The organism is Streptomyces macrolidinus (genome assembly GCF_023887685.1).
Lineage (GTDB): Bacteria > Actinomycetota > Actinomycetes > Streptomycetales > Streptomycetaceae > Streptomyces > Streptomyces macrolidinus.
Map to the genome: position 1 here is coordinate 46,758 of NZ_JAMWMR010000016.1, position 18,171 is coordinate 64,928.

Annotated in this window: 14 protein-coding genes; 3 read left to right on the forward strand and 11 right to left on the reverse strand. The window is 71.4% G+C overall.

All coding sequences use genetic code 11. The features are described 5' to 3' along the window. Positions 1 to 26: 26 nt before the first annotated feature. The 5 genes from NGF19_RS18455 to NGF19_RS18475 all read right to left on the reverse strand — a co-directional run bounded on the left by NGF19_RS18455 (position 27) and on the right by NGF19_RS18475 (position 7,368). Positions 27 to 551, reverse strand: coding sequence for a GNAT family N-acetyltransferase (locus tag NGF19_RS18455; protein WP_252426066.1), 525 nt, complete (start codon positions 549 to 551; stop codon positions 27 to 29). 93 nt (positions 552 to 644) lie between these two features. Then, positions 645 to 1,250 carry a GNAT family N-acetyltransferase gene (locus NGF19_RS18460; RefSeq protein ID WP_252426067.1) on the reverse strand — a complete coding sequence of 202 codons (606 nt, stop codon included), beginning with the start codon at positions 1,248 to 1,250 and terminating at the stop codon, positions 645 to 647. Between the two features lie 204 nt (positions 1,251 to 1,454). Beyond that, complete coding sequence (locus tag NGF19_RS18465; protein WP_252426068.1) at positions 1,455 to 2,900, reverse strand: aldehyde dehydrogenase family protein; 1,446 nt, start codon at positions 2,898 to 2,900, stop codon at positions 1,455 to 1,457. A 175-nt stretch (positions 2,901 to 3,075) separates the two neighbouring features. Further along, a complete protein-coding gene (locus NGF19_RS18470) occupies positions 3,076 to 4,749 on the reverse strand; it encodes a PucR family transcriptional regulator (protein WP_252426069.1) in 1,674 nt (557 codons plus the stop codon). A 216-nt stretch (positions 4,750 to 4,965) separates the two neighbouring features. Beyond that, positions 4,966 to 7,368 (reverse strand): type IV secretory system conjugative DNA transfer family protein, encoded by a 2,403-nt coding sequence (locus NGF19_RS18475; RefSeq protein WP_252426070.1) that lies wholly within the window; start codon positions 7,366 to 7,368, stop codon positions 4,966 to 4,968. A 336-nt stretch (positions 7,369 to 7,704) separates the two neighbouring features. Between NGF19_RS18475 and gabT the strand changes: the two genes are divergently transcribed. Next, a complete protein-coding gene (gene gabT / locus NGF19_RS18480) occupies positions 7,705 to 9,039 on the forward strand; it encodes a 4-aminobutyrate--2-oxoglutarate transaminase (protein ID WP_252426071.1) in 1,335 nt (444 codons plus the stop codon). 363 nt (positions 9,040 to 9,402) lie between these two features. Then, the gene (locus tag NGF19_RS18485) at positions 9,403 to 10,062 is read left to right on the forward strand and encodes a phosphatase PAP2 family protein (RefSeq protein WP_252426072.1); all 660 of its coding nucleotides are present in this window, start codon (positions 9,403 to 9,405) and stop codon (positions 10,060 to 10,062) included. A 63-nt stretch (positions 10,063 to 10,125) separates the two neighbouring features. Here NGF19_RS18485 and NGF19_RS18490 read toward each other — a convergent pair whose 3' ends face one another. From NGF19_RS18490 to NGF19_RS18515, 6 genes are read right to left on the reverse strand one after another with little or no spacing between them, the layout of a single operon-like run. Next, positions 10,126 to 11,544, reverse strand: a complete 1,419-nt coding sequence (locus NGF19_RS18490) for an NAD(P)/FAD-dependent oxidoreductase (protein ID WP_252426073.1) — start codon at positions 11,542 to 11,544, stop codon at positions 10,126 to 10,128. Positions 11,545 to 11,581: 37 nt separating this feature from the next. Continuing rightward, positions 11,582 to 12,382 (reverse strand): ABC transporter permease, encoded by an 801-nt coding sequence (locus NGF19_RS18495; RefSeq protein ID WP_252426074.1) that lies wholly within the window; start codon positions 12,380 to 12,382, stop codon positions 11,582 to 11,584. Beyond that, the gene (locus NGF19_RS18500) at positions 12,383 to 13,309 is read right to left on the reverse strand and encodes an ABC transporter permease (protein ID WP_252426075.1); all 927 of its coding nucleotides are present in this window, start codon (positions 13,307 to 13,309) and stop codon (positions 12,383 to 12,385) included. It abuts the gene before it with no gap. Beyond that, positions 13,309 to 14,460 carry an ABC transporter ATP-binding protein gene (locus NGF19_RS18505; protein WP_252426076.1) on the reverse strand — a complete coding sequence of 384 codons (1,152 nt, stop codon included), beginning with the start codon at positions 14,458 to 14,460 and terminating at the stop codon, positions 13,309 to 13,311. Before NGF19_RS18505 ends, NGF19_RS18500 begins: the two co-directional genes overlap by 1 nt. Positions 14,461 to 14,465: 5 nt before the next feature. Continuing rightward, entirely contained in the window at positions 14,466 to 15,701 is a 1,236-nt protein-coding gene (locus tag NGF19_RS18510; protein WP_252426077.1) for a polyamine ABC transporter substrate-binding protein, read from the reverse strand. 49 nt (positions 15,702 to 15,750) lie between these two features. Further along, the gene (locus NGF19_RS18515) at positions 15,751 to 17,304 is read right to left on the reverse strand and encodes a gamma-aminobutyraldehyde dehydrogenase (protein ID WP_252426078.1); all 1,554 of its coding nucleotides are present in this window, start codon (positions 17,302 to 17,304) and stop codon (positions 15,751 to 15,753) included. Between the two features lie 210 nt (positions 17,305 to 17,514). Between NGF19_RS18515 and ybiA the strand changes: the two genes are divergently transcribed. Continuing rightward, positions 17,515 to 18,072, forward strand: coding sequence for a riboflavin biosynthesis intermediates N-glycosidase (ybiA, locus tag NGF19_RS18520; protein WP_252426079.1), 558 nt, complete (start codon positions 17,515 to 17,517; stop codon positions 18,070 to 18,072). Positions 18,073 to 18,171: the final 99 nt, after the last annotated feature.

Below are 18,171 nucleotides of genomic sequence, written 5' to 3' on the forward strand. Positions count from 1 at the left end.
GAGGGCCCGTACTCCCCCTGTCCGCGTCAGACGGCACGGCGCATGACCAGCCGTGGCCAGCGGTCCAGGCCGTGCTCCGCCTCGCGCGCGCGGATGTCCTTGAGGCCGGGGCCGAGCGCGGCGTCGTCCACCGGCTGGAAGCCGCAGCGCGCGTAGTAGGGCGCGTTCCACGGGACGTCGACGAACGTGGTGAGGGTCAGGGCGGGAAGGCCCTCCGTGGCCGCGACGGTGGCGGCGTGGTCCAGGAGCGAGCGTCCGACACCGCGGCGCGCGCTGTCCGGGTGCACGGAGACCTGCTCGATATGCAGGCCCCCGTCGACGTGCTCGGCGATGAGATAGGCCACCGGGACGTCGGCGGTGTCGACCGCAACCCAGGCGAGCCCGTCCTGCTGGTAGCGGGCGAGTTCGTCGAGCGGGAGCGGCTCGTCGTCGGCTATCTCGGGCATGCCGACGTCGTGGAAGCAACGCCCGGCGGCTCGCTCGATGTCCTGGAGCAGGGGCAGCTCCTCGGTCCGGACGGCTCGGATACGCAGGGCCTCATGAGTACGCATGGGTCCATGGTGCCGTGTGGCTTCCCGAGGGAGTGATCGCCCTGGGGCCTGCCTGCGGTTCCCGGCGATCACTCCCCCTGCGTCGAGCGGCTGCTACGCGGCGGTCGGACGCGGCTCGCGCCACATCGCCCACAGCACCGGGCCACCGCCCGGCAGCGTCAGCTCCTCGCGCACCGTGAAGCCGAAGTGCTCGTAGAAGGGCAGGTTGGACTCCTTGGAGGACTCCAGGTAGGCGGGCAGACCGGCCGCGTCCGCCTGGGCCAGCCCCGAGCGCAGCAGCGCGGCGCCCTGGCCCTGGCCTCGGGCGGCCGGGTCGGCACCGATCACGGCCAGGTACCAGTGCGGCTCCTGGGGCGTGTGCTTGCCCGCAGCTTCGAGCGCGTCCCGGAACAGCTCGGCCCGGTCACCGAGGATGTCCTGGAGCTCCTGGACGGTCTCCGCGTCGGGAACGGCCTTGGCCTGCGCCTCCGGCGGCACCCAGAAGGCCGCCGCCGCGTCGGTGCGCTCGCACACGCCGTGCTGGAGGTACATCCGGGAGAAGAGCGTGCTGAAGTAGCGGGCCATGGACGCCTCGCGCGAGGCGTCCTCGGTGAAGAACCAGCGCATCATCGGGTCGTCGTCGAACGCGCGGGCCAAGGCCCGGCTGATCACCGGAGCGTCGTCGAGCGTCGCCGTCTTGGGGGTAACGGGTATCGGCATACCGGTCATTCTGCACAACGGTGTTCGACGGCAGCGAGGCGGGGTCGATCTGACGAAGGGTCAATATCCGGCTCTGCGATGGCTTTTGAGAACGGGGTTCGCAGACCGATCGACGCACGCCGCCCCCGCCGTCCCCGCCGTCCCCGCGTACGACAACGGCCCGAACCCCCGCACAGTGGGCTCGGGCCGTCGGTCGTGGTCGGCTCAGAGAGCCAGGTCCGTCAGGACCAGGACGCGCTCGTAGGTGTAGTCGTCCATCGCGGAGCGCACGCCCTCGCGGCCGACGCCGGAGCGCTTGGTGCCGCCGTACGGCATCTGGTCGGCGCGGAAGGACGGCGCGTCGCCGATGACCACGCCGCCGACCTCGAGGGCGCGGTGCGCGCGGAAGGCGACCTGGAGGTCGTGCGTGAACACGCCCGCCTGGAGGCCGTACTTGGAGTCGTTGACCGCGGCGAACGCCTCGGCCTCGCCGTTCACCTTCTGCACGGTGAGGACGGGACCGAAGACCTCCTCGGTGGCGAGGGTGACGTCGCCCGGGACCTCGGTGAGCACGGTCGGCGCGTAGGTGGCACCGTCGCGCTTGCCGCCGGTCAGGAGCGTGGCGCCCGCGGCCACGGCCTCGTCGACCCAGGACTCCACGCGCTTCGCGGCGTCCTCGCTGACGAGCGGGCCGACGTCCGTGGCGTCGTCGGAGGGGTCACCGGTGACCATGGCCTCGACAGCGGCCACGATGCGCGGCACCAGCCGGTCGTACACGGCGGCGTCGGCGATCACCCGCTGCACGGAGATGCAGGACTGGCCGCCCTGGTAGTTGGAGAACAGGGCGATGCGCTTCGCGGCCCAGTCCAGGTCCTCGTCGCTCGCGTAGTCGGCGAGGACGACGGCCGCGCCGTTGCCGCCCAGCTCCAGCGTGCAGTGCTTGTGCGGCACCGACTCCATGATCGAGTAGCCGACCTTCTCGGAACCCGTGAAGGAGATGACCGGCAGGCGCTCGTCCTGGACGAGGGCGGGCATCTTGTCGTTGGTGACCGGCAGCACCGACCAGGAACCGGCGGGCAGGTCGGTCTCGGCGAGCAGCTCGCCGATGATCAGGCCGGACAGCGGGGTGGCCGGGGCCGGCTTGAGGATGATCGGCACGCCCGCGGCGATGGCCGGGGCGATCTTGTGGGCGCACAGGTTCAGCGGGAAGTTGAACGGCGCGATACCGAGGACGACGCCCTTCGGGAAGCGGCGGATCAGCGCCAGCCGGCCCGTGCCGCCGCCGTCGGTGTCCAGGCGCTGGGCCTCGCCGCCGTTGAAGCGGCGGGCCTCCTCGGCCGCGAAGCGGAACACGGAGACGGCACGGCCGACCTCGCCGCGGGCCCACTTCATGGGCTTGCCGTTCTCGGCGGAGATGAGCCGCGCGATCTCCTCGGTGCGCTCGACGAGCCGCTTGCAGACGTGGTCCAGGGCGGCGGCACGCGCGTGGGCCGGGAGGGCGGCGAACTCGTCCCGTACGGCGTACGCGGCGGCGACGGCCTCCTCGACCTGAGCCTCGGTCGGGACGCTGACCTTGCCGACGAGCCGGCCGTCCCACGAGTTGGTGACGTCGAAGGTGGTCTCACCGGTGGCCTGGCGGCCGGCCAGCCAGAAGGCGTGGGTGGAGGTCATGATCGGGTCCCGACCCTTCCGAGGTTGGATGTTCCTTGGGTTGCGTCGTCCACGGTAGGGCCGGGGTGGCGAACGGTCGTTTGTCCGGTGAGTAGCACTGTGGTGGGGGCGTAGTACGGGATGTACAGCCCGGTCCTACGGGATGTGTCGCCCCTGCGTCACGGCTGGGGCGTCGTCAGTCCCCCGCCGCGCTCGTCGCCTTGAGCGCGAGCCACAACTCCATCCGTACGTCCGGGTCGTCGAGCGAGCGGCCGAGGATCTCCTCGACGCGGCGCATGCGGTAGCGCAGGGTGTGACGGTGGACGCCGAGGTCGGCCGCCGCCGCGTCCCACTGGCCGTGGCGGGAGAGCCAGGCCCGCAGGGAGGCCACCAGATCGCCCCGGCCCGTGGCGTCGTGCTCGCGCAGGGCGCGCAGCAGGCCGTCCGCGAAGGCGCGTACCGCGTCGTCCGCGAGCAGCGGCAGCACGGACCCGGCCGCCAGCTCCTCGTGCTCGACGAGGGCGCGGCCTCGCCGCCGGGCCACCGACAGGGCCTGTTCCGCCTGCTTGTACGCGGCGGCCGTGGCGATCGGCCCGGCGGGCGCCGACATGCCGACGACCAGTTCGTTCTCGTCGGACGTGGCGGTGTGCTGCTCACGGGCCGCGGTCCGCGCGGCCTGCACCGCGAGCGCGTACTCCTGGCACGCGGTGACGGCGGCGCCGCCGTCCACGGCGAGGACGGCGAGCCGCTCGCCGTCGGGCACGACGAGCACGGCCTCGCCGGAGCGCGCGGCGGCGGACTCCACCGTCTCGGCGAGCCCGTCCAGCGGATCGCCGTCCGTGTCGGCCCCCGCGAGTGCCGCGGCGGGCTGGGGCGCGGGCGCCACGCGCGCGTGGCCGTCGGCGTGCGCCCGCGCGGCCGACGCGGACGCCGATTCGGCGAGGATCAGCCGGAACGGGGCGTCCAGCAGGGCGCCGTAGAGGTCCCCGGCCACCGCCCGCGCGTGGTCCGGCTGCCCGGCGAGAAGCAGGCGCAGTACGGCCGCCCCGATCCGCTGCTCGGCGGCGTGCAGGGACCGGGACCGTTCGGTGATGAGGGTCAGCAGGGCGATGGCGGAGTGCACCGCGTAGCGCTCGGCGGTGCCCAGCGGGGCCGCGGTGCCCACGGCGAGCGCGGCGCGCGGGCGGCGGCCGGTGCCCAGGGAGTGCAGTTCGACCCGGTCCTCGCCGCTCGGGCCGCCGACCACGGAGGACGCCGGGGCGGGCCGCTCCCGCAGCCGCTCCACGTCGGCGGTGAGCCGCGCGGCGCGGCGGCCCGCCCACTCGGGTGCGGCGGCCACGACGGCACCGGAGGCGTCGTACAGCGCGGCCCAGCCCGCGACCTGCGCGGCGAGCGCGGCGAGCAGCCCCTCGGGGCCCTCGCTCAGCGCCTGACGGGTCAGCTCGCGCTGCGCGGCGAACCCGGCGGTCACGGCCCGGTACTGGTCGGCGGCGTTGGCCGCCGAGACGGCCTTGCTGATGGCGAGGAAGGGGGTGCGCCGGGGCACCTCCAGCAGCGGGAGCCCCTCCTCGCGCGCGGCGTCGACCAGGGCCTCGGGGATGGCGTCGTAGTTGACGCCGATGGCGAAGCCGAGCCCGACCACCCCCGCGCCCGCCAGCCGTCTCACATAGCGCCGCATGGCCTCCGGGTCCTCGGCGTCCAGCTTGAGCGCGGTGATCAGCAGCAGCTCGCCGCCCTCCATGTAGGGCACGGGGTCGGCGAGTTCACTGACGTGCGCCCAGCGGACCGGGACGTCCAGGTGGTCCCCGCCCGCGCGCACGGTCAGCTTGAGCGCGGAGTGGTGGACGAGCGCGGCGAGGGTGAGGGGCATGAGGCCTTCAGGTCGGCACGGACGGGGACGGGGCTGGGCTGGGCTGGGACGGAGGCTGGGACTGGTGATCGCTGTGATCGGTGATCAGCGTGATCGGTGATCTCTGTGATCAATTGGCCGTCGCGTATGAACGACCTCTGTCGATTCTGCCTCACCGTACGATCGACGCCGACCCCTGCGACCGCCCGAACGCCTTACCCGCCCCCCTCCGAGGCCCTAGCCCCGCAGATCCACGAGCAGCGGCGGCGCGTACTCGCCCTTCCGGTTCGTCAGGGACAGCACCGCGTGCCCCGGCGGCACCGCGTGCGCCAGCTCGGACGCGGACCAGCGCTCGCGCTCGACCTGGCGGACGGTCACGGCGTCCGTGGTCACGGCCTTCCCGGTCACCAGCTTGCGCAGGGCGTGGATGGCCCGCGTCATGGGCTGCTGCGCGAAGACGGTGTGCTGGGCGACCTCCCGCGTCTCCACCCACTGCGTGCCCCAGGCCTGCGCGAACCGGCCGCCGTCCCAGGTGGTGACGCCGGAGAAGGCCATCCGGCAGCCGACCGCCCCGAACAGCGGCCCGTGCAGGGCCTCGGGGACGTCGCCGATCGTGCGCAGGGAGAGGAGAACGCCCGCGTTGCGCGCGCGCAGCCGCTGGATGCGGCGCACCGACTCGGCGGTCACTGTGCCGGTCGCGTCGTCGAGGACCAGGCAGGCGAAGTGAGGGCGCCCGCCGACCCCGACGACGGCGTCGAACTGGGCGAGGATCAGCCGGGTGATCAGCCGGGACGCCTCCTCGTGTCCGCGCTCGGGCAGGTCGATACGGACGCGGAGGGGATGGTGGGCCACCGCGCGCAGCGAGAACGGCCGGACCGTGCCGCCCCCGAAGAACTCGGCGAAGGCCGGGCGGTCCAGCAGGGCGAGCCGGTCGGCGAGCGCCGGACCCACATCGGTGGTGGTCCCGGACTGCCGCAGCCGGGCGTCGAGTTCCCGGCGCATCGCGGCGTGCCGCTCCTCCGCGAGGGCCTCGCGCAGGGACGACAGCGCCGAGGGCCCGCCTTCGAGGAGTTCCCGCAGCACGGGCAGCGACGGGAAGGCGCCGTGCACCGCCCGGTAGGGGCCGAGCAGTTGGGCGAGCGCGGTCACGGCCCGCTGACCGTCGACCGTGTCGAGGTCGCCGACCAGTCCCTCCGCGAGGAAGCCCGCCGCTTCGTCGGGGTCGTCGCAGTCCGCGTACGGGTCCAGGTCGTGGACGGACGCCGGGTCCCCGATCCGTACCACGACGTCGAACGCCGCGTCCGGGGCGAGCGGCGTACCGGCGGCGCACACCGCGACGACGGCGCACCCGCCGGTCAGGGCCTGCAACGCGAGGTTCTCGACCACGGGGGCGACCAGACGGCGGGTCTTGCCGGAGCCGGGCGGGCCCACGGCCAGGAGCGAGGTGGAGAGCGCGTCGGGGCCGAGGGCGACGCCCGCGCCCGCGTAGGCGAGGGGGGTGCGCTCCCCGGCGACCCACTGTCCGATGCGGACCTGGTCCACGAGCAGGTCGTGCAGGGCGGTGCGGCCGGGCAGGTCCCGGGCCCCGGAGGGGTGGGTCCAGGCGGCGCCGCCCTGGCGCAGCACGGTCTCGGTGAAGGCGGCGAGGCGTCCTTCGCGCCGGGCCGCGGTCCACGCGTGCTCGATACGGGCGCAGTCCACGTCGTTCATACGGCCCGCGAGCACCTCGGCGCTGAGCGCGTCCGCCGCCTCGCGCGCCCCGGCCTCACGCAGCTCGGGCCAGTGGGCGCGGGGCGTGTCGGGCCGTACGGCGTCGTCCTCGGCCGTACGGCGTCGCGCGGCCAGCCAGGTACGGGCCAGGGGCACCCAGCCTCCGACGCGGGCGAAGGGCCAGAGGATGAGCAGCGTGACGACGGTGTAGACGCTGTAGACGAACGGCACCGACGCGAGGATCTCGTAGCCGTCCGAGACCGCGACCGCGAAGTTGAAGATGGTGCTGAGGACCGGGTCCGGGTCCCAGAAGGCCCCGGGGACGGCGCTGGGGAACACCCACCCCCAGACGACGAGAGCGCCCACGGCGGCGAAGGCGGCCCGCTTCGGCTGCGGCCAGCGTTCGAAGAAGAAGCGGCATCCTCTGCCCCAGCTCCCGAGGCGGCCCATGGCACAGGCGACCACGGCGAAGGCGACTCCGTTGTAGGCGGCGAGGGCCTGGGCTCCCCATCCGTCGCCCGGCTGGTACGGGTGCGCAGCGTTCTTGGGGGTCAGGGAAGGCTCCCACCACCAGTCGCTCGGGGTGACCAGCCGCAGCGGAGCGAACTGATAAGGAACGGCACCCGCGTCCCAGAGGGCCCAGATGATCAATCCGGCGACCAGCGGGATCACCATGCCCGCGACGGTGGCCGGGGAGAGCCGCTGCTTGCGTGTGGTCTTCGGCGGCTGGTAGTGCTGCCGCCAGATCCCCGGCTCCGCCTTCGCCCGAGGCGCGTTCAGCCACTCGGCGACCGACGACCGGGGCGGTCGTGGCGGGGCCTCGGTGTGCGGCGCGCGGGTCGGCCGTGGCGGAACCCCCGGAGGCACGGCCGGACGTGGCACGGAATCCGCCCGTGTGCCGCGCGCGTCCTGCGTCCCGTCGCTGTCCATCGCCCTTGCCCCCTGACCAGCCGCTCCCTGCACCATCAGCGAGCCAATCTAACGCCCCGCAAGGGGAGTTCACCGCTTACACGGCGGCATCCGCGTCCGCGCCCTCGACCGCCCCCTGCCCGCACCGCGCCCACCGTCGCGTCCGCCGCTATGTCCACGACGGACAAGCGGATACGCCCAAAGTGCCCACATGGAGCATGCCCCGGCCCCGCTTGCGGTTCTAGCCTGCGAGAAAAGAAAGGCATGCGTCCGAACATCCCCCGCCCGGAGCCGGGACCACCGGAACCAGGTGCACCGGAATCTCCGCTTCGGTTCGCACGATCACAGGGAGCCCCCATGACTGCAGTTCCGCAGGAGCGCCGCGTCGTCACCGCCATTCCCGGCCCGAAGTCGCAGGAGCTCCAGGCCCGCCGTACCGCCGTGGTGGCGCAGGGCGTGGGCTCCACGCTGCCGGTCTTCACGCAGCGCGCGGGCGGCGGCATCATCGAGGACGTCGACGGCAACCGTCTGATCGACTTCGGCTCGGGCATCGCGGTGACCTCCGTGGGCGCCTCCGCCGAGGCCGTCGTGCGCCGTGCGTCGGCGCAGCTCCAGGACTTCACCCACACCTGCTTCATGGTCACGCCGTACGAGAGCTACGTGGCCGTCGCCGAGGCGCTCGCCGAGCTGACGCCGGGTGACCACGCGAAGAAGTCCGCGCTGTTCAACTCGGGCGCCGAGGCCGTCGAGAACGCCGTCAAGATCGCCCGTGCGTACACCAAGCGCCAGGCCGTCATCGTCTTCGACCACGGCTACCACGGCCGGACGAACCTCACCATGGCCCTGACGGCGAAGAACATGCCGTACAAGGACGGCTTCGGCCCGTTCGCGCCCGAGGTCTACCGGGTGCCGGTGGCGTACGGCTACCGCTGGCCGACCGGTGCGGAGAACGCCGGTGCCGAGGCCGCCGCGCAGGCCATCGAGCAGATCACCAAGCAGGTCGGCGCGCACAACGTGGCCGCGATGATCATCGAGCCGGTGCTCGGCGAGGGCGGCTTCATCGAGCCGTCGAAGGGCTTCCTGCCCGCGATCCGCCAGTTCGCCGCGGACAACGGCATCGTCTTCGTCGCCGACGAGATCCAGTCCGGCTTCTGCCGCACCGGTCAGTGGTTCGCGTGCGAGGACGAGGGCATCGTCCCGGACCTGATCACCACCGCCAAGGGCATCGCGGGCGGTCTGCCGCTGTCCGCCGTCACCGGCCGCGCCGAGATCATGGACGCCGCGCAGGCGGGTGGCCTGGGCGGCACCTACGGCGGCAACCCGGTCGCCTGCGCCGCCGCGCTCGGCGCGATCGAGACGATGAAGGAGCTCGACCTCAACGCTCGCGCGAAGGAGATCGAGGCGACGATGAAGGCCCGCCTGACGGCGATGGCCGAGAAGTTCGACATCATCGGCGACATCCGTGGCCGCGGCGCCATGATCGCGATCGAGCTGGTCAAGGACCGCGCCACCAAGGAGCCGAACTCCGAGGCGGCCGGCGCGCTCGCCAAGGCCTGCCACCAGGAGGGCCTGCTGGTCCTGACCTGCGGCACCTACGGCAACGTGCTGCGCTTCCTGCCCCCGCTGGTCATCGGCCAGGACCTCCTGGGCGAGGGCCTCGACATCATCGAGCAGAACCTCGCCGCTCTCTGAACTCCCGGTCAGAGGCTGTGAAGAAGCTGTGCGGGGTGGATGGCGGGTAGCGCCAGTGGCTGTCGGAGCCTGATCCGCTGCCGTAGGTTCTACCCAGATGAGAGATGGACCCGCCCGCAGGTGACTGTGGGCGGTATCGGGACGGGGCCTCCCCAGCTTCGACCCGGTCGTGCCCTCGCGCACACAACCGGAGCCTTCCGGCTTCGGATCTCCTCACCGGTCGGACGGCCGCACGCCCCAAACCCCCCGGGGCGGGCGGCACATCGATCGGACGGCCGCCCAAAGCGGTTGCCGGAGGGCCGGCGCACTCCCCCCCTTGCGCCGGCCCTTCGGCGTTCTCCGGGCTCTGGCAAGCTGTGCGCCGTGTCCCGTCCCGCAAGACCGTCGGCCCGGCGCCGCCTCATACCGTCGGCCCGTCTCCTCCCGATCGCCCTCCCCTTGATCACCTTCCTGCTGATCGCCTGGCAGGTCGCCGTCCGTGGTCCGCTCGCGCGGGCGGACGAGCGGGTGAGCGGGGCCGTGGTCGACCCGGACCGGGTCTCCGGGCTCCTGGCGGACCTCGGGAACGTCGCGGTCGCCGTGCCCGTCCTCGCCGTCGTCCTGCTCCTCGCCGCCCGGCAGGCCCGGCGCGCCCGCCGGGACCGGTGGTGGCTGCCCCCGGTCGCCGCGGCGGCCCTCATGGCGGCCGTACCGGCGGTGATCGTCCCGCTCAAGACGCTGATCGCCCGGCCCGGTCCGCCGGTCATGGGCCACGAGACGGGCTTCTTCCCCTCGGGGCACACCGCCACCGCGGTGATCGCCTACGGCGCGGCGGCCCTGCTCCTGTGGCCCCTGTCCCGTACGCCGTTCGTCCGCCGCGCGGTCGTCGCGCTCTGCCTGCTGCTGAATCTCGCGGTCGCCTACGGGCTGATCCGGCACGGCTACCACTGGCCCCTGGACGTGCTGGGGAGTTGGTGTCTGGGCGTACCGGCGCTCGGCGCGCTGGGGCTTCTGCTCGGCCGCGGCGACCGTCTCACGCACTGACGCCACGGCCGAGACACCCGTCAGGGCGTGTCCCGGCCGTGGCGTCAGCTCCTCGCTGTCGAATCAACTGTCGAAGCCCAGGCCCAGCTTGTCCATCGTCCGCAGCCACAGGTTGCGCCGCCCGCCGTGCGCGTCGGCGTGCGCCAGCGACCACTTGGTGAGCGCGATCCCCGTCCAGGCGAAGGGCTCGGGCGGGAACGGCAGCGGCTTCTTGCGGACCATCTCCAGTTCGGTGCGCTCGGTCCGCTCCCCCGCGAGCAGGTCGAGCATCACCTCCGCGCCGAAGCGGGTCGCGCCGACGCCGAGACCCGTATAGCCCGCCGCGTACCCGACCTTCCCCTGGTGGGCGGTGCCGAAGAACGCCGAGAAGCGTGAGCAGGTGTCGATCGCGCCGCCCCACGCGTGGGTGAAGCGGACCCCCTCCAACTGCGGGAAGCAGGTGAAGAAGTGCCCGGCGAGCTTGGCGTAGGTCTCCGGGCGGTCGTCGTACTCGGCGCGCACCCGGCCGCCGTACGGGTAGATCGCGTCGTAGCCGCCCCACAGGATCCGGTTGTCGGCCGAGAGCCGGAAGTAGTGGAACTGGTTGGCCGAGTCCCCGAGGCCCTGGCGGTTCCGCCAGCCGATCGAGGCCAGTTGGTCCGCGGTCAGCGGCTCGGTCATCAGCGCGTAGTCGTAGACCGGGACGGTGTAGGAGCGGACGCGCTTGATGAGGTTCGGGAAGACGTTGGTGCCGAGTGCCACCCGGCGGGCGCGGATACGGCCGTAGGGGGTGCGTACGGCCATCCCGGCGCCGTACGGCTTCAGACCGAGCGCGGGCGTGTGTTCGTAGACGCGGACGCCCAGTTGGAGGCAGGCCCGCTTGAGGCCCCAGGCGAGCTTGGCCGGGTGGAGCATGGCCACGCCCCGGCGGTCGTACAGACCGGCCCGGAAGGTCGGGGAGTCGACCTGTCCGCGCAGCGCGTCCGCGTCGAGGAACTCAAGGCCTTCGGCGAGACCCTCGTCCTGCAACTCCGTGTACCAGTCGCGCAGTTCGCAGGCCTGGTACGCCTCGGTCGCGACGTCGATCTCGCCGGTGCGCTCGAACTCGCAGTCCAGGGAGTAGCGTTGGACGGCCTTCTCGATCTCGTCGAGGTTGCGGGCGCCCAACTCCTCCAGCGTGTGGATCTCCTTGGGCCAGCGGGCGAGGCCGTTGGCCAGCCCGTGCGTGAGGGAGGCAGCGCAGAAGCCGCCGTTGCGGCCCGAGGCGGCCCAGCCCACCTCGCGGCCCTCCACCAGCACCACGTCCCGGCCGGGGTCGCGCTCCTTGGCGACGAGCGCGGTCCACAGTCCGCTGTAACCACCGCCGACGACCAGCAGATCGCAGGTCTCGGCGCCGGTGAGCGCGGGCTCGGGGTGGGGCTTACCAGGGTCGTCCAGCCAGTACGGCACCGGCCGGGCTTCGGAAAGAGATGTGGTCCAACGGGTCATGGCGCTTGGGGCCATGATTTCAACTCCCAACGGATGATGGTGCCGTGAGGCGTTACGCCTTACGGCGGTTTCGGCGGGTGCCGATGGCCATGGAGACCAGGACCAGCAGCACGGCGAGGCAGAACATGGCCGTACCGATGACATTGATCTGCACGGGGGTGCCGCGCTGTGCCGAGCCCCAGACGAACATGGGGAACGTCACGGTCGAACCCGCGTTGAAATTGGTGATGATGAAATCGTCGAAGGAGAGCGCGAAGGCGAGCAGCGCGCCCGCGGCGATTCCGGGGGCCGCGAGGGGCAGGGTGACCCGCAGGAACGTCTGCACCGGTCCGGCGTAGAGGTCCTGGGCCGCCTGCTCCAGACGCGGGTCCATCGACATCACACGCGCCTTGACCGCGGTGACGACGAAGCTGAGGCAGAACATGATGTGCGCGATCAGGATCGTCCAGAACCCGAGCGGCGCACCCATGTTGAGGAAGAGGGTGAGCAGCGAGGCCGCCATGACGACCTCGGGCATCGCCATCGGCAGGAAGATGAGCGAGCTGACGGCGCCGCGTGCGCGGAAGCGGTAACGGACCAGCGCGAAGGCGATCATCGTGCCGAGCAGGGTCGCGCCGAGCGTCGCCCACACGGCGATCTGGAGGCTGAGCGAGAGCGAGCCGCACATGTCGGCGACCCCGCACGGGTCCTTCCAGGCGTCCACGGAGAACCGCTGCCACTGGTAGTTGAAGCGCCCCTTCGGCTTGTTGAAGGAGAACACCGTGACGATGACGTTGGGCAGCAGCAGGTAGCCGAGCGTCAACAGCCCGGCGATGACGACGAGATGGCGCCGAAACCAGCGTACGAAGGCCATTTAGACCAGATCCTCCGTCCCGGACCTGCGGATGTAGAACGTGACCATGAAGAGGATCGCGGCCATGAGGATGAAGGAGAGGGCCGCGGCCGTCGGGTAGTCGAGCACCCGCAGGAACTGTGTCTGGATGACGTTGCCGACCATGCGGGTGTCGGTGGAGCCGAGCAGATCGGCGTTGACGTAGTCGCCCGCGGCCGGGATGAAGGTCAGCAGCGTGCCGGAGACGACGCCCGGCGTCGACAGCGGGAAGGTGACCTTGCGGAAGGTGGTGAAGGGCCTGGCGTACAGGTCGCCCGCGGCCTCGTGGAGGCGTCCGTCGATGCGCTCCAGCGAGGTGTACAGCGGAAGGATCATGAACGGCAGGAAGTTGTACGTCAGTCCGCACACCACCGCGAGCGGGGTGGCGAGGACGCGGTCGCCCGAGGTCCAGCCGAGCCAGCTCGTGACGTCCAGGACATGCAGCGCGTTCAGGGTGGCGACGACGGGGCCGCCGTCCGCGAGGATCGTCTTCCAGGCGAGCGTACGGATCAGGAAGCTGGTGAAGAACGGCGCGATCACCAGGATCATGATGAGGTTGCGCCAGCGGCCGGCGCGGAACGCGATGAGATACGCGAGCGGGTAGCCGAGCAGCAGGCACAGGACGGTCGCGGCGGCGGCGTAGAGCACCGAGCGCAGGAACTGCGGCCAGTACTCGGACAGCGCGTCCCAGTAGGTCGCGAAGTGCCAGGTGACCTTGTAGCCCTCCTCCAGGGACCCCGTCTGCACGGAGGTGGAGGCCTGGTAGATCATCGGCAGCGCGAAGAAGACGACCAGCCACAGGATGCCGGGCAGCAGCAGCCAGTACGGCGTCCAGCGGCCCCGTCTGCGCGGGGGCTTGTCGGGGCTGGTGGAAGTGAGGGGCGGGGGCGCCTCGGTGACAACGGCCATCAGGCGGCCTCCTCCTCGACGGTCTCGATGCCCGCGTCGATGTCCTGCGCCGCGTCCAGACCGAAGGTGTGGGCCGGGCTCCAGTGCAGCACCACGTCGGCACCGGGCACCAGGCGCGGGTCGCGGTCGACGTTCTGGACGTAGACGGCGAGCGCGGGGCAGACGGCGCTGTCGACGACGTACTGCGTGGAGACGCCGATGAAGCTGGCCTCGGCGATCGTGCCGCTGACGCGGTTGCGGCCCGCGGGTATCTCGCCCGCGTCGTCGGCGTGGGTGAGGGATATCTTCTCGGGGCGGATGCCGACGAGCACCGTGCCACCGGCCGTCGTCGGCGCGGAACATCGCGCCTTGGGCAGCGTGAGCTTGCCGTCACCGGCCTTCAGGACGATCTCGTCACCGCTTCCGGAGTCGACCTCGGCCTTGATCAGGTTGGAGGTGCCGAGGAAGTTGGCGACGAACGTGGTCTGCGGGTTCTCGTACAGGTCGGTGGGCGCGCCGAGTTGCTCGACGCGTCCGCCGTTCATCACGGCGACCGTGTCGGCCATGGTCATGGCCTCCTCCTGGTCGTGCGTGACATGGACGAAGGTGATGCCGACCTCGGTCTGGATGCGCTTGAGCTCCAACTGCATCTGGCGGCGCAGCTTCAGGTCGAGGGCGCCGAGCGGCTCGTCGAGCAGCAGCACCTTGGGGTGGTTGATCAGCGCGCGGGCCACGGCGACGCGCTGCTGCTGGCCACCGGAGAGCTGGTGCGGCTTCTTCCGCGCCTGCTCGCCGAGTTGCACCAGGTCGAGCATCTCCTCGACCTGCTTCTTCACCGACTTGATGCCGCGCCTGCGCAGCCCGAAGGCGACGTTCTCGAAGATGTCGAGGTGCGGGAAGAGGGCGTAGGACTGGAAGACCGTGTTCACCGGCCGCTTGTACGGCGGCAGATGGGTCACGTCCTGCTCGCCGAGGTGGACGGTGCCGGTCGAGGGCTCCTCCAGACCCGCGATCATGCGCAGGGTGGTGGTCTTGCCGCAGCCCGAGGCGCCGAGCAGGGCGAAGAAGGAGCCCTGCGGCACGGTCAGGTCGAGCGGGTGCACGGCGCTGAAGGAGCCGTAGGTCTTGCTGATTCCGGCGAGGCGGACGTCGCCGCTGTTGTCTGTCGTCATCTTCGTCACGCCCCTGTGAGCTTTGCGAACTTGCCTTCGTAGGCCGCCTCTTCCTTGTCGCTCAGCGAACGGAAGGAGTGGGATTTCGCGGCAACGGCCTTGGTGGGAACGATCAGCGGGTTGTCCGCCGCCGCCTTGTCGATCTTTGCCAGCTCCTCGCGTCCACCGTCGACGGGACAGACGAAGTTGATGTAGGCGGAGAGCTGGGCGGCCGGCTTCGGCTCGAAGTAGAAGTCGATGAGCCGCTCGGCGTTGGTCTTGTGGCGCGCCTTGTTGGGGATCAGCAGGTTGTCGGTGCTCGTGATGAGTCCGGCGTCCGGGATGATGTAGTCGACGTCCGGGTTATCGGCCTTGAGCTGGACGACGTCGCCGCCCCAGGCGATACAGGCGGCCAGGTCGCCCTTGGTGAGGTCGGACGTGTAGTCGTTGCCGGTGAAGCGGCGGATCTGACCCTTGTCGACGGCCTTCTGGATACGGGCGAGCGCCGCGTCGTAGTCGTCGCTGGTGAACCTGGCGGGGTCCTTGCCCATGTCGAGCAGCGTCATGCCCACGCTGTCGCGCATCTCCTGCAGGAAGCCGACGCGCCCCTTGAGCCCCGGGTTGTCGAGCAGGTCGGAGACCGACTTCACCTCGATGCCGTCGAGCGCCTTCTTGTTGAAGGCGATGACGGTCGAGATGCCCTGCCAGGGGTAGGAGTAGGCGCGCCCGGGGTCCCAGTCCGGGTCGCGGAACTGGGCGGACAGGTGGGCGAAGGCGTTCGGGAGGTTGGCCGGGTCCAGCTTCTGGACCCAGCCGAGGCGGATCAGCCGGGCCGCGAGCCAGTCGGTGACGTTGATGAGGTCGCGACCGGTGTCCTGGCCCGCGGCGAGCTGCGGCTTGACCTTGCCGAAGAACTCGTTGTTGTCGTTGATGTCCTCGGTGTACTTGACGTCGATGCCGGTCCGTGCGGCGAACGCGTCGAGGGTGGGGTGCCTCTTCCCGCTCTTGTCGATGTCGATGTACTCCGGCCAGTTGGAGAAGTTGACGACCTTCTCCTTCGCCGAGTGGTCCGAGGCGGAGACGCCTCCCTGTGACTTGCCCGCCGCGGGGATCCCGCAGGCGCTCAGCGCCCCGAGTCCCCCCAGCGCGAATGCGCCGCCCGTGGCGGCTCGCAGCAGCGAGCGGCGGCCGAGGGAGGCCCTGCCGCCGGACTGGCTGCGTTTCAGGGCCGGGAACAGGCGGTCGGCCTCGTACTGCTCCATGCGCGTGGTGCCCTTTCGGGAGGTCGGCCGCGGACGGCGGCCGACGTGGCTATCGGTCCCCGAAGATCGTGCGGTGCCAGTCCTTCCTGACCACCGCGGTGTTGTCGAACATTACGTGCTTGATCTGGGTGTATTCCTCGAACGAGTACGCGGACATGTCCTTGCCGAAGCCGGACGCCCGGTATCCGCCGTGCGGCATCTCGCTGATGATCGGGATGTGGTCGTTGACCCACACACAGCCCGCCTGGATCTCGCGGGTGGCGCGGCCGGTGCGGTACACGTCTCGGCTCCAGGCGGAGGCGGCCAGGCCGTACGGGGTGTCGTTGGCGAGCCGGATGCCGTCGTCGTCGGAGTCGAAGGGGAGCACGACCAGGACCGGTCCGAACAGCTCGGACTGGACGATCTCGCTGTCCTGGGCGGCGTCGGCGACGAGGGTGGGCCGGTAGTAGGCGCCCTCGGCGAGGTCGCCCCCGGGTGCCTCGCCGCCGGTGACCACGCGCGCGTAGGCGCGGGCCCGGTCGACGAATCCGGCGACGCGGTCGCGCTGGACGTGGGAGATCAGCGGGCCGAGGTCGGTGCCGGGGGCGAAGGGGTCGCCGAGCCGGACGGTCTCCATGAGGGCGGCGGTCCGGGCCACGAACTCGTCGTAGAGGGGGCGCTGTACGTACGCGCGGGTGGCGGCCGTGCAGTCCTGGCCGGTGTTGATGAGCGCGCCCGCGACCGCGCCGTTGACGGCGGCCTCCAGGTCGGCGTCGTCGAAGACGACGAAGGGTGCCTTGCCGCCGAGTTCCAGGTGGATCCGCTTGACGGTGGTGGTGGCGATCTCGGCGACGCGCTTGCCGACGGCGGTGGAGCCGGTGAAGGAGGTCATGGCCACGTCCGGGTGGCCCACGAGGTGCTCGCCCGCCTCCTTGCCCGTGCCGGTGACGATGTTGATCACGCCGTCCGGGATGCCCGCCTCGGTGGCGGCCTGGGCGAACAAGAGCGAGGTCAGCGGGGTGAGTTCGGCGGGCTTCAGGACGATCGTGTTGCCCGCGGCGATCGCCGGGAGGACCTTCCAGGCGGCCATCTGGAGGGGGTAGTTCCAGGGCGCGATGGAGCCGACCACGCCGATGGGCTCGCGGCGCACGTACGAGGTGTGGTCGCCGGAGTACTCACCGGCGGACTGCCCCTGGAGATGCCGGGCGGCCCCGGCGAAGAAGGCGGTGTTGTCGATGGTGCCCGGGACGTCGAACTCCCGGGTCAGCTTGAGCGGCTTGCCGCACTGGAGGGACTCGATCCGGGCGAACTGCTCGGCGCGGTCGGCAAGGACGGCGGCGAAGCGGTGCAGCGCGTCCGAGCGCTCGCCCGGGGTGGCGGTGGACCAGGCCGGGAAGGCGGCGCGGGCGGCGGCCACGGCACGGTCGACGTCGTCGGCGCCGGCCAACTCGTACCGGTGGACCTCGGCACCGGTCGAGGGATCGATCACCGCGTGTGTACGGCCCGATGTGCCCTTGGTCAGCCTGCCCGCGATGTACTGGGCGCCGTCCGCGAAACGTTCCTGTACGTCGTTCTGCGTCTGGAAGCGGGTGTCGGCCTCGCCGTCATGTCCCGGGTTGTGCATGTCGCTCTCCTCCGCCGCCGGCCGCGGTCCACCGCGGGGCTGGCGTAGCTCCAGCTCGAATTGAGTGCCGATCCTGACAGAGCCGCAACAGCTCAACAAGTGATTCCGTTGTTGCCTTTTGGTTACGCGACGGAATCTGTCGGACCAGGTGTCGAGTTCCGATCGGAAAGGAAGGACGGAGTGTCCGTGGTGCGTGCCAGACTGCCATGCATGATCGATTCCAGGGAATCCCTGGTCAGGGAGATACAGGCGGGTGCCGCCCTGAAGTACCTGTACTTCTGGGGCCATCGCCCGCCCGCGGACGGCCGGATCGGGAAGAGCTGCCTGAGCCAGTGGTGGCCGTCGCCGTTCACCGTGGACGGCGTGGAGTACGCGACCGCGGAGCACTGGATGATGGCGTCGAAGGCGCGGCTCTTCGCCGACGCGGAGGCGGAGCGCGCGGCCGTCCGGGCGCCGAATCCGGCGCTCGCGAAGAAGGCGGGGCGGCTGGTACGGGGCTTCGACGACGCCGTGTGGGAGCGCGAGCGGTTCGCGATCGTGGTCGAGGGCAGCGTCCACAAGTTCGCGGCGCATCCGGCGCTGCGGGAGTTCCTGCTGACCACCGGGGACCGGGTGCTGGTGGAGGCGAGCCCCGTGGACCGGGTGTGGGGCATCGGGCTCGCGGCGGACGACGAGCGGACGGCGGATCCGGAGCGCTGGCGGGGGCTGAATCTGCTCGGGTTCGCGCTGATGGAGGCGCGGGAGCGGCTGCGGTCAGGGGCGGAGTAGGAGGGGGAGCAGGAGGGAAGGGGCCGGCCGGTTGTGGGCCGACCCCTGTGGCGGCGGCGCCGACCCTCCCCGGCCGGCCCTCTCCGGCGGCGGGGCAGC

Excerpts from the sequence above, each read along its gene's own strand:
- NGF19_RS18455 (WP_252426066.1), bottom strand. The coding sequence starts at position 551 with ATGCGTACTCATGAGGCCCTGCGTATCCGAGCCGTCCGGACCGAGGAG.
- NGF19_RS18460 (WP_252426067.1), bottom strand. The coding sequence starts at position 1,250 with ATGCCGATACCCGTTACCCCCAAGACGGCGACGCTCGACGACGCTCCG.
- NGF19_RS18465 (WP_252426068.1), bottom strand. The coding sequence starts at position 2,900 with ATGACCTCCACCCACGCCTTCTGGCTGGCCGGCCGCCAGGCCACCGGT.
- NGF19_RS18470 (WP_252426069.1), bottom strand. The coding sequence starts at position 4,749 with ATGCCCCTCACCCTCGCCGCGCTCGTCCACCACTCCGCGCTCAAGCTG.
- NGF19_RS18475 (WP_252426070.1), bottom strand. The coding sequence starts at position 7,368 with ATGGACAGCGACGGGACGCAGGACGCGCGCGGCACACGGGCGGATTCC.
- gabT (WP_252426071.1), top strand. The coding sequence starts at position 7,705 with ATGACTGCAGTTCCGCAGGAGCGCCGCGTCGTCACCGCCATTCCCGGC.
- NGF19_RS18490 (WP_252426073.1), bottom strand. The coding sequence starts at position 11,544 with ATGGCCCCAAGCGCCATGACCCGTTGGACCACATCTCTTTCCGAAGCC.
- NGF19_RS18495 (WP_252426074.1), bottom strand. The coding sequence starts at position 12,382 with ATGGCCTTCGTACGCTGGTTTCGGCGCCATCTCGTCGTCATCGCCGGG.
- NGF19_RS18500 (WP_252426075.1), bottom strand. The coding sequence starts at position 13,309 with ATGGCCGTTGTCACCGAGGCGCCCCCGCCCCTCACTTCCACCAGCCCC.
- NGF19_RS18505 (WP_252426076.1), bottom strand. The coding sequence starts at position 14,460 with ATGACGACAGACAACAGCGGCGACGTCCGCCTCGCCGGAATCAGCAAG.
- NGF19_RS18510 (WP_252426077.1), bottom strand. The coding sequence starts at position 15,701 with ATGGAGCAGTACGAGGCCGACCGCCTGTTCCCGGCCCTGAAACGCAGC.
- NGF19_RS18515 (WP_252426078.1), bottom strand. The coding sequence starts at position 17,304 with ATGCACAACCCGGGACATGACGGCGAGGCCGACACCCGCTTCCAGACG.
- ybiA (WP_252426079.1), top strand. The coding sequence starts at position 17,515 with ATGATCGATTCCAGGGAATCCCTGGTCAGGGAGATACAGGCGGGTGCC.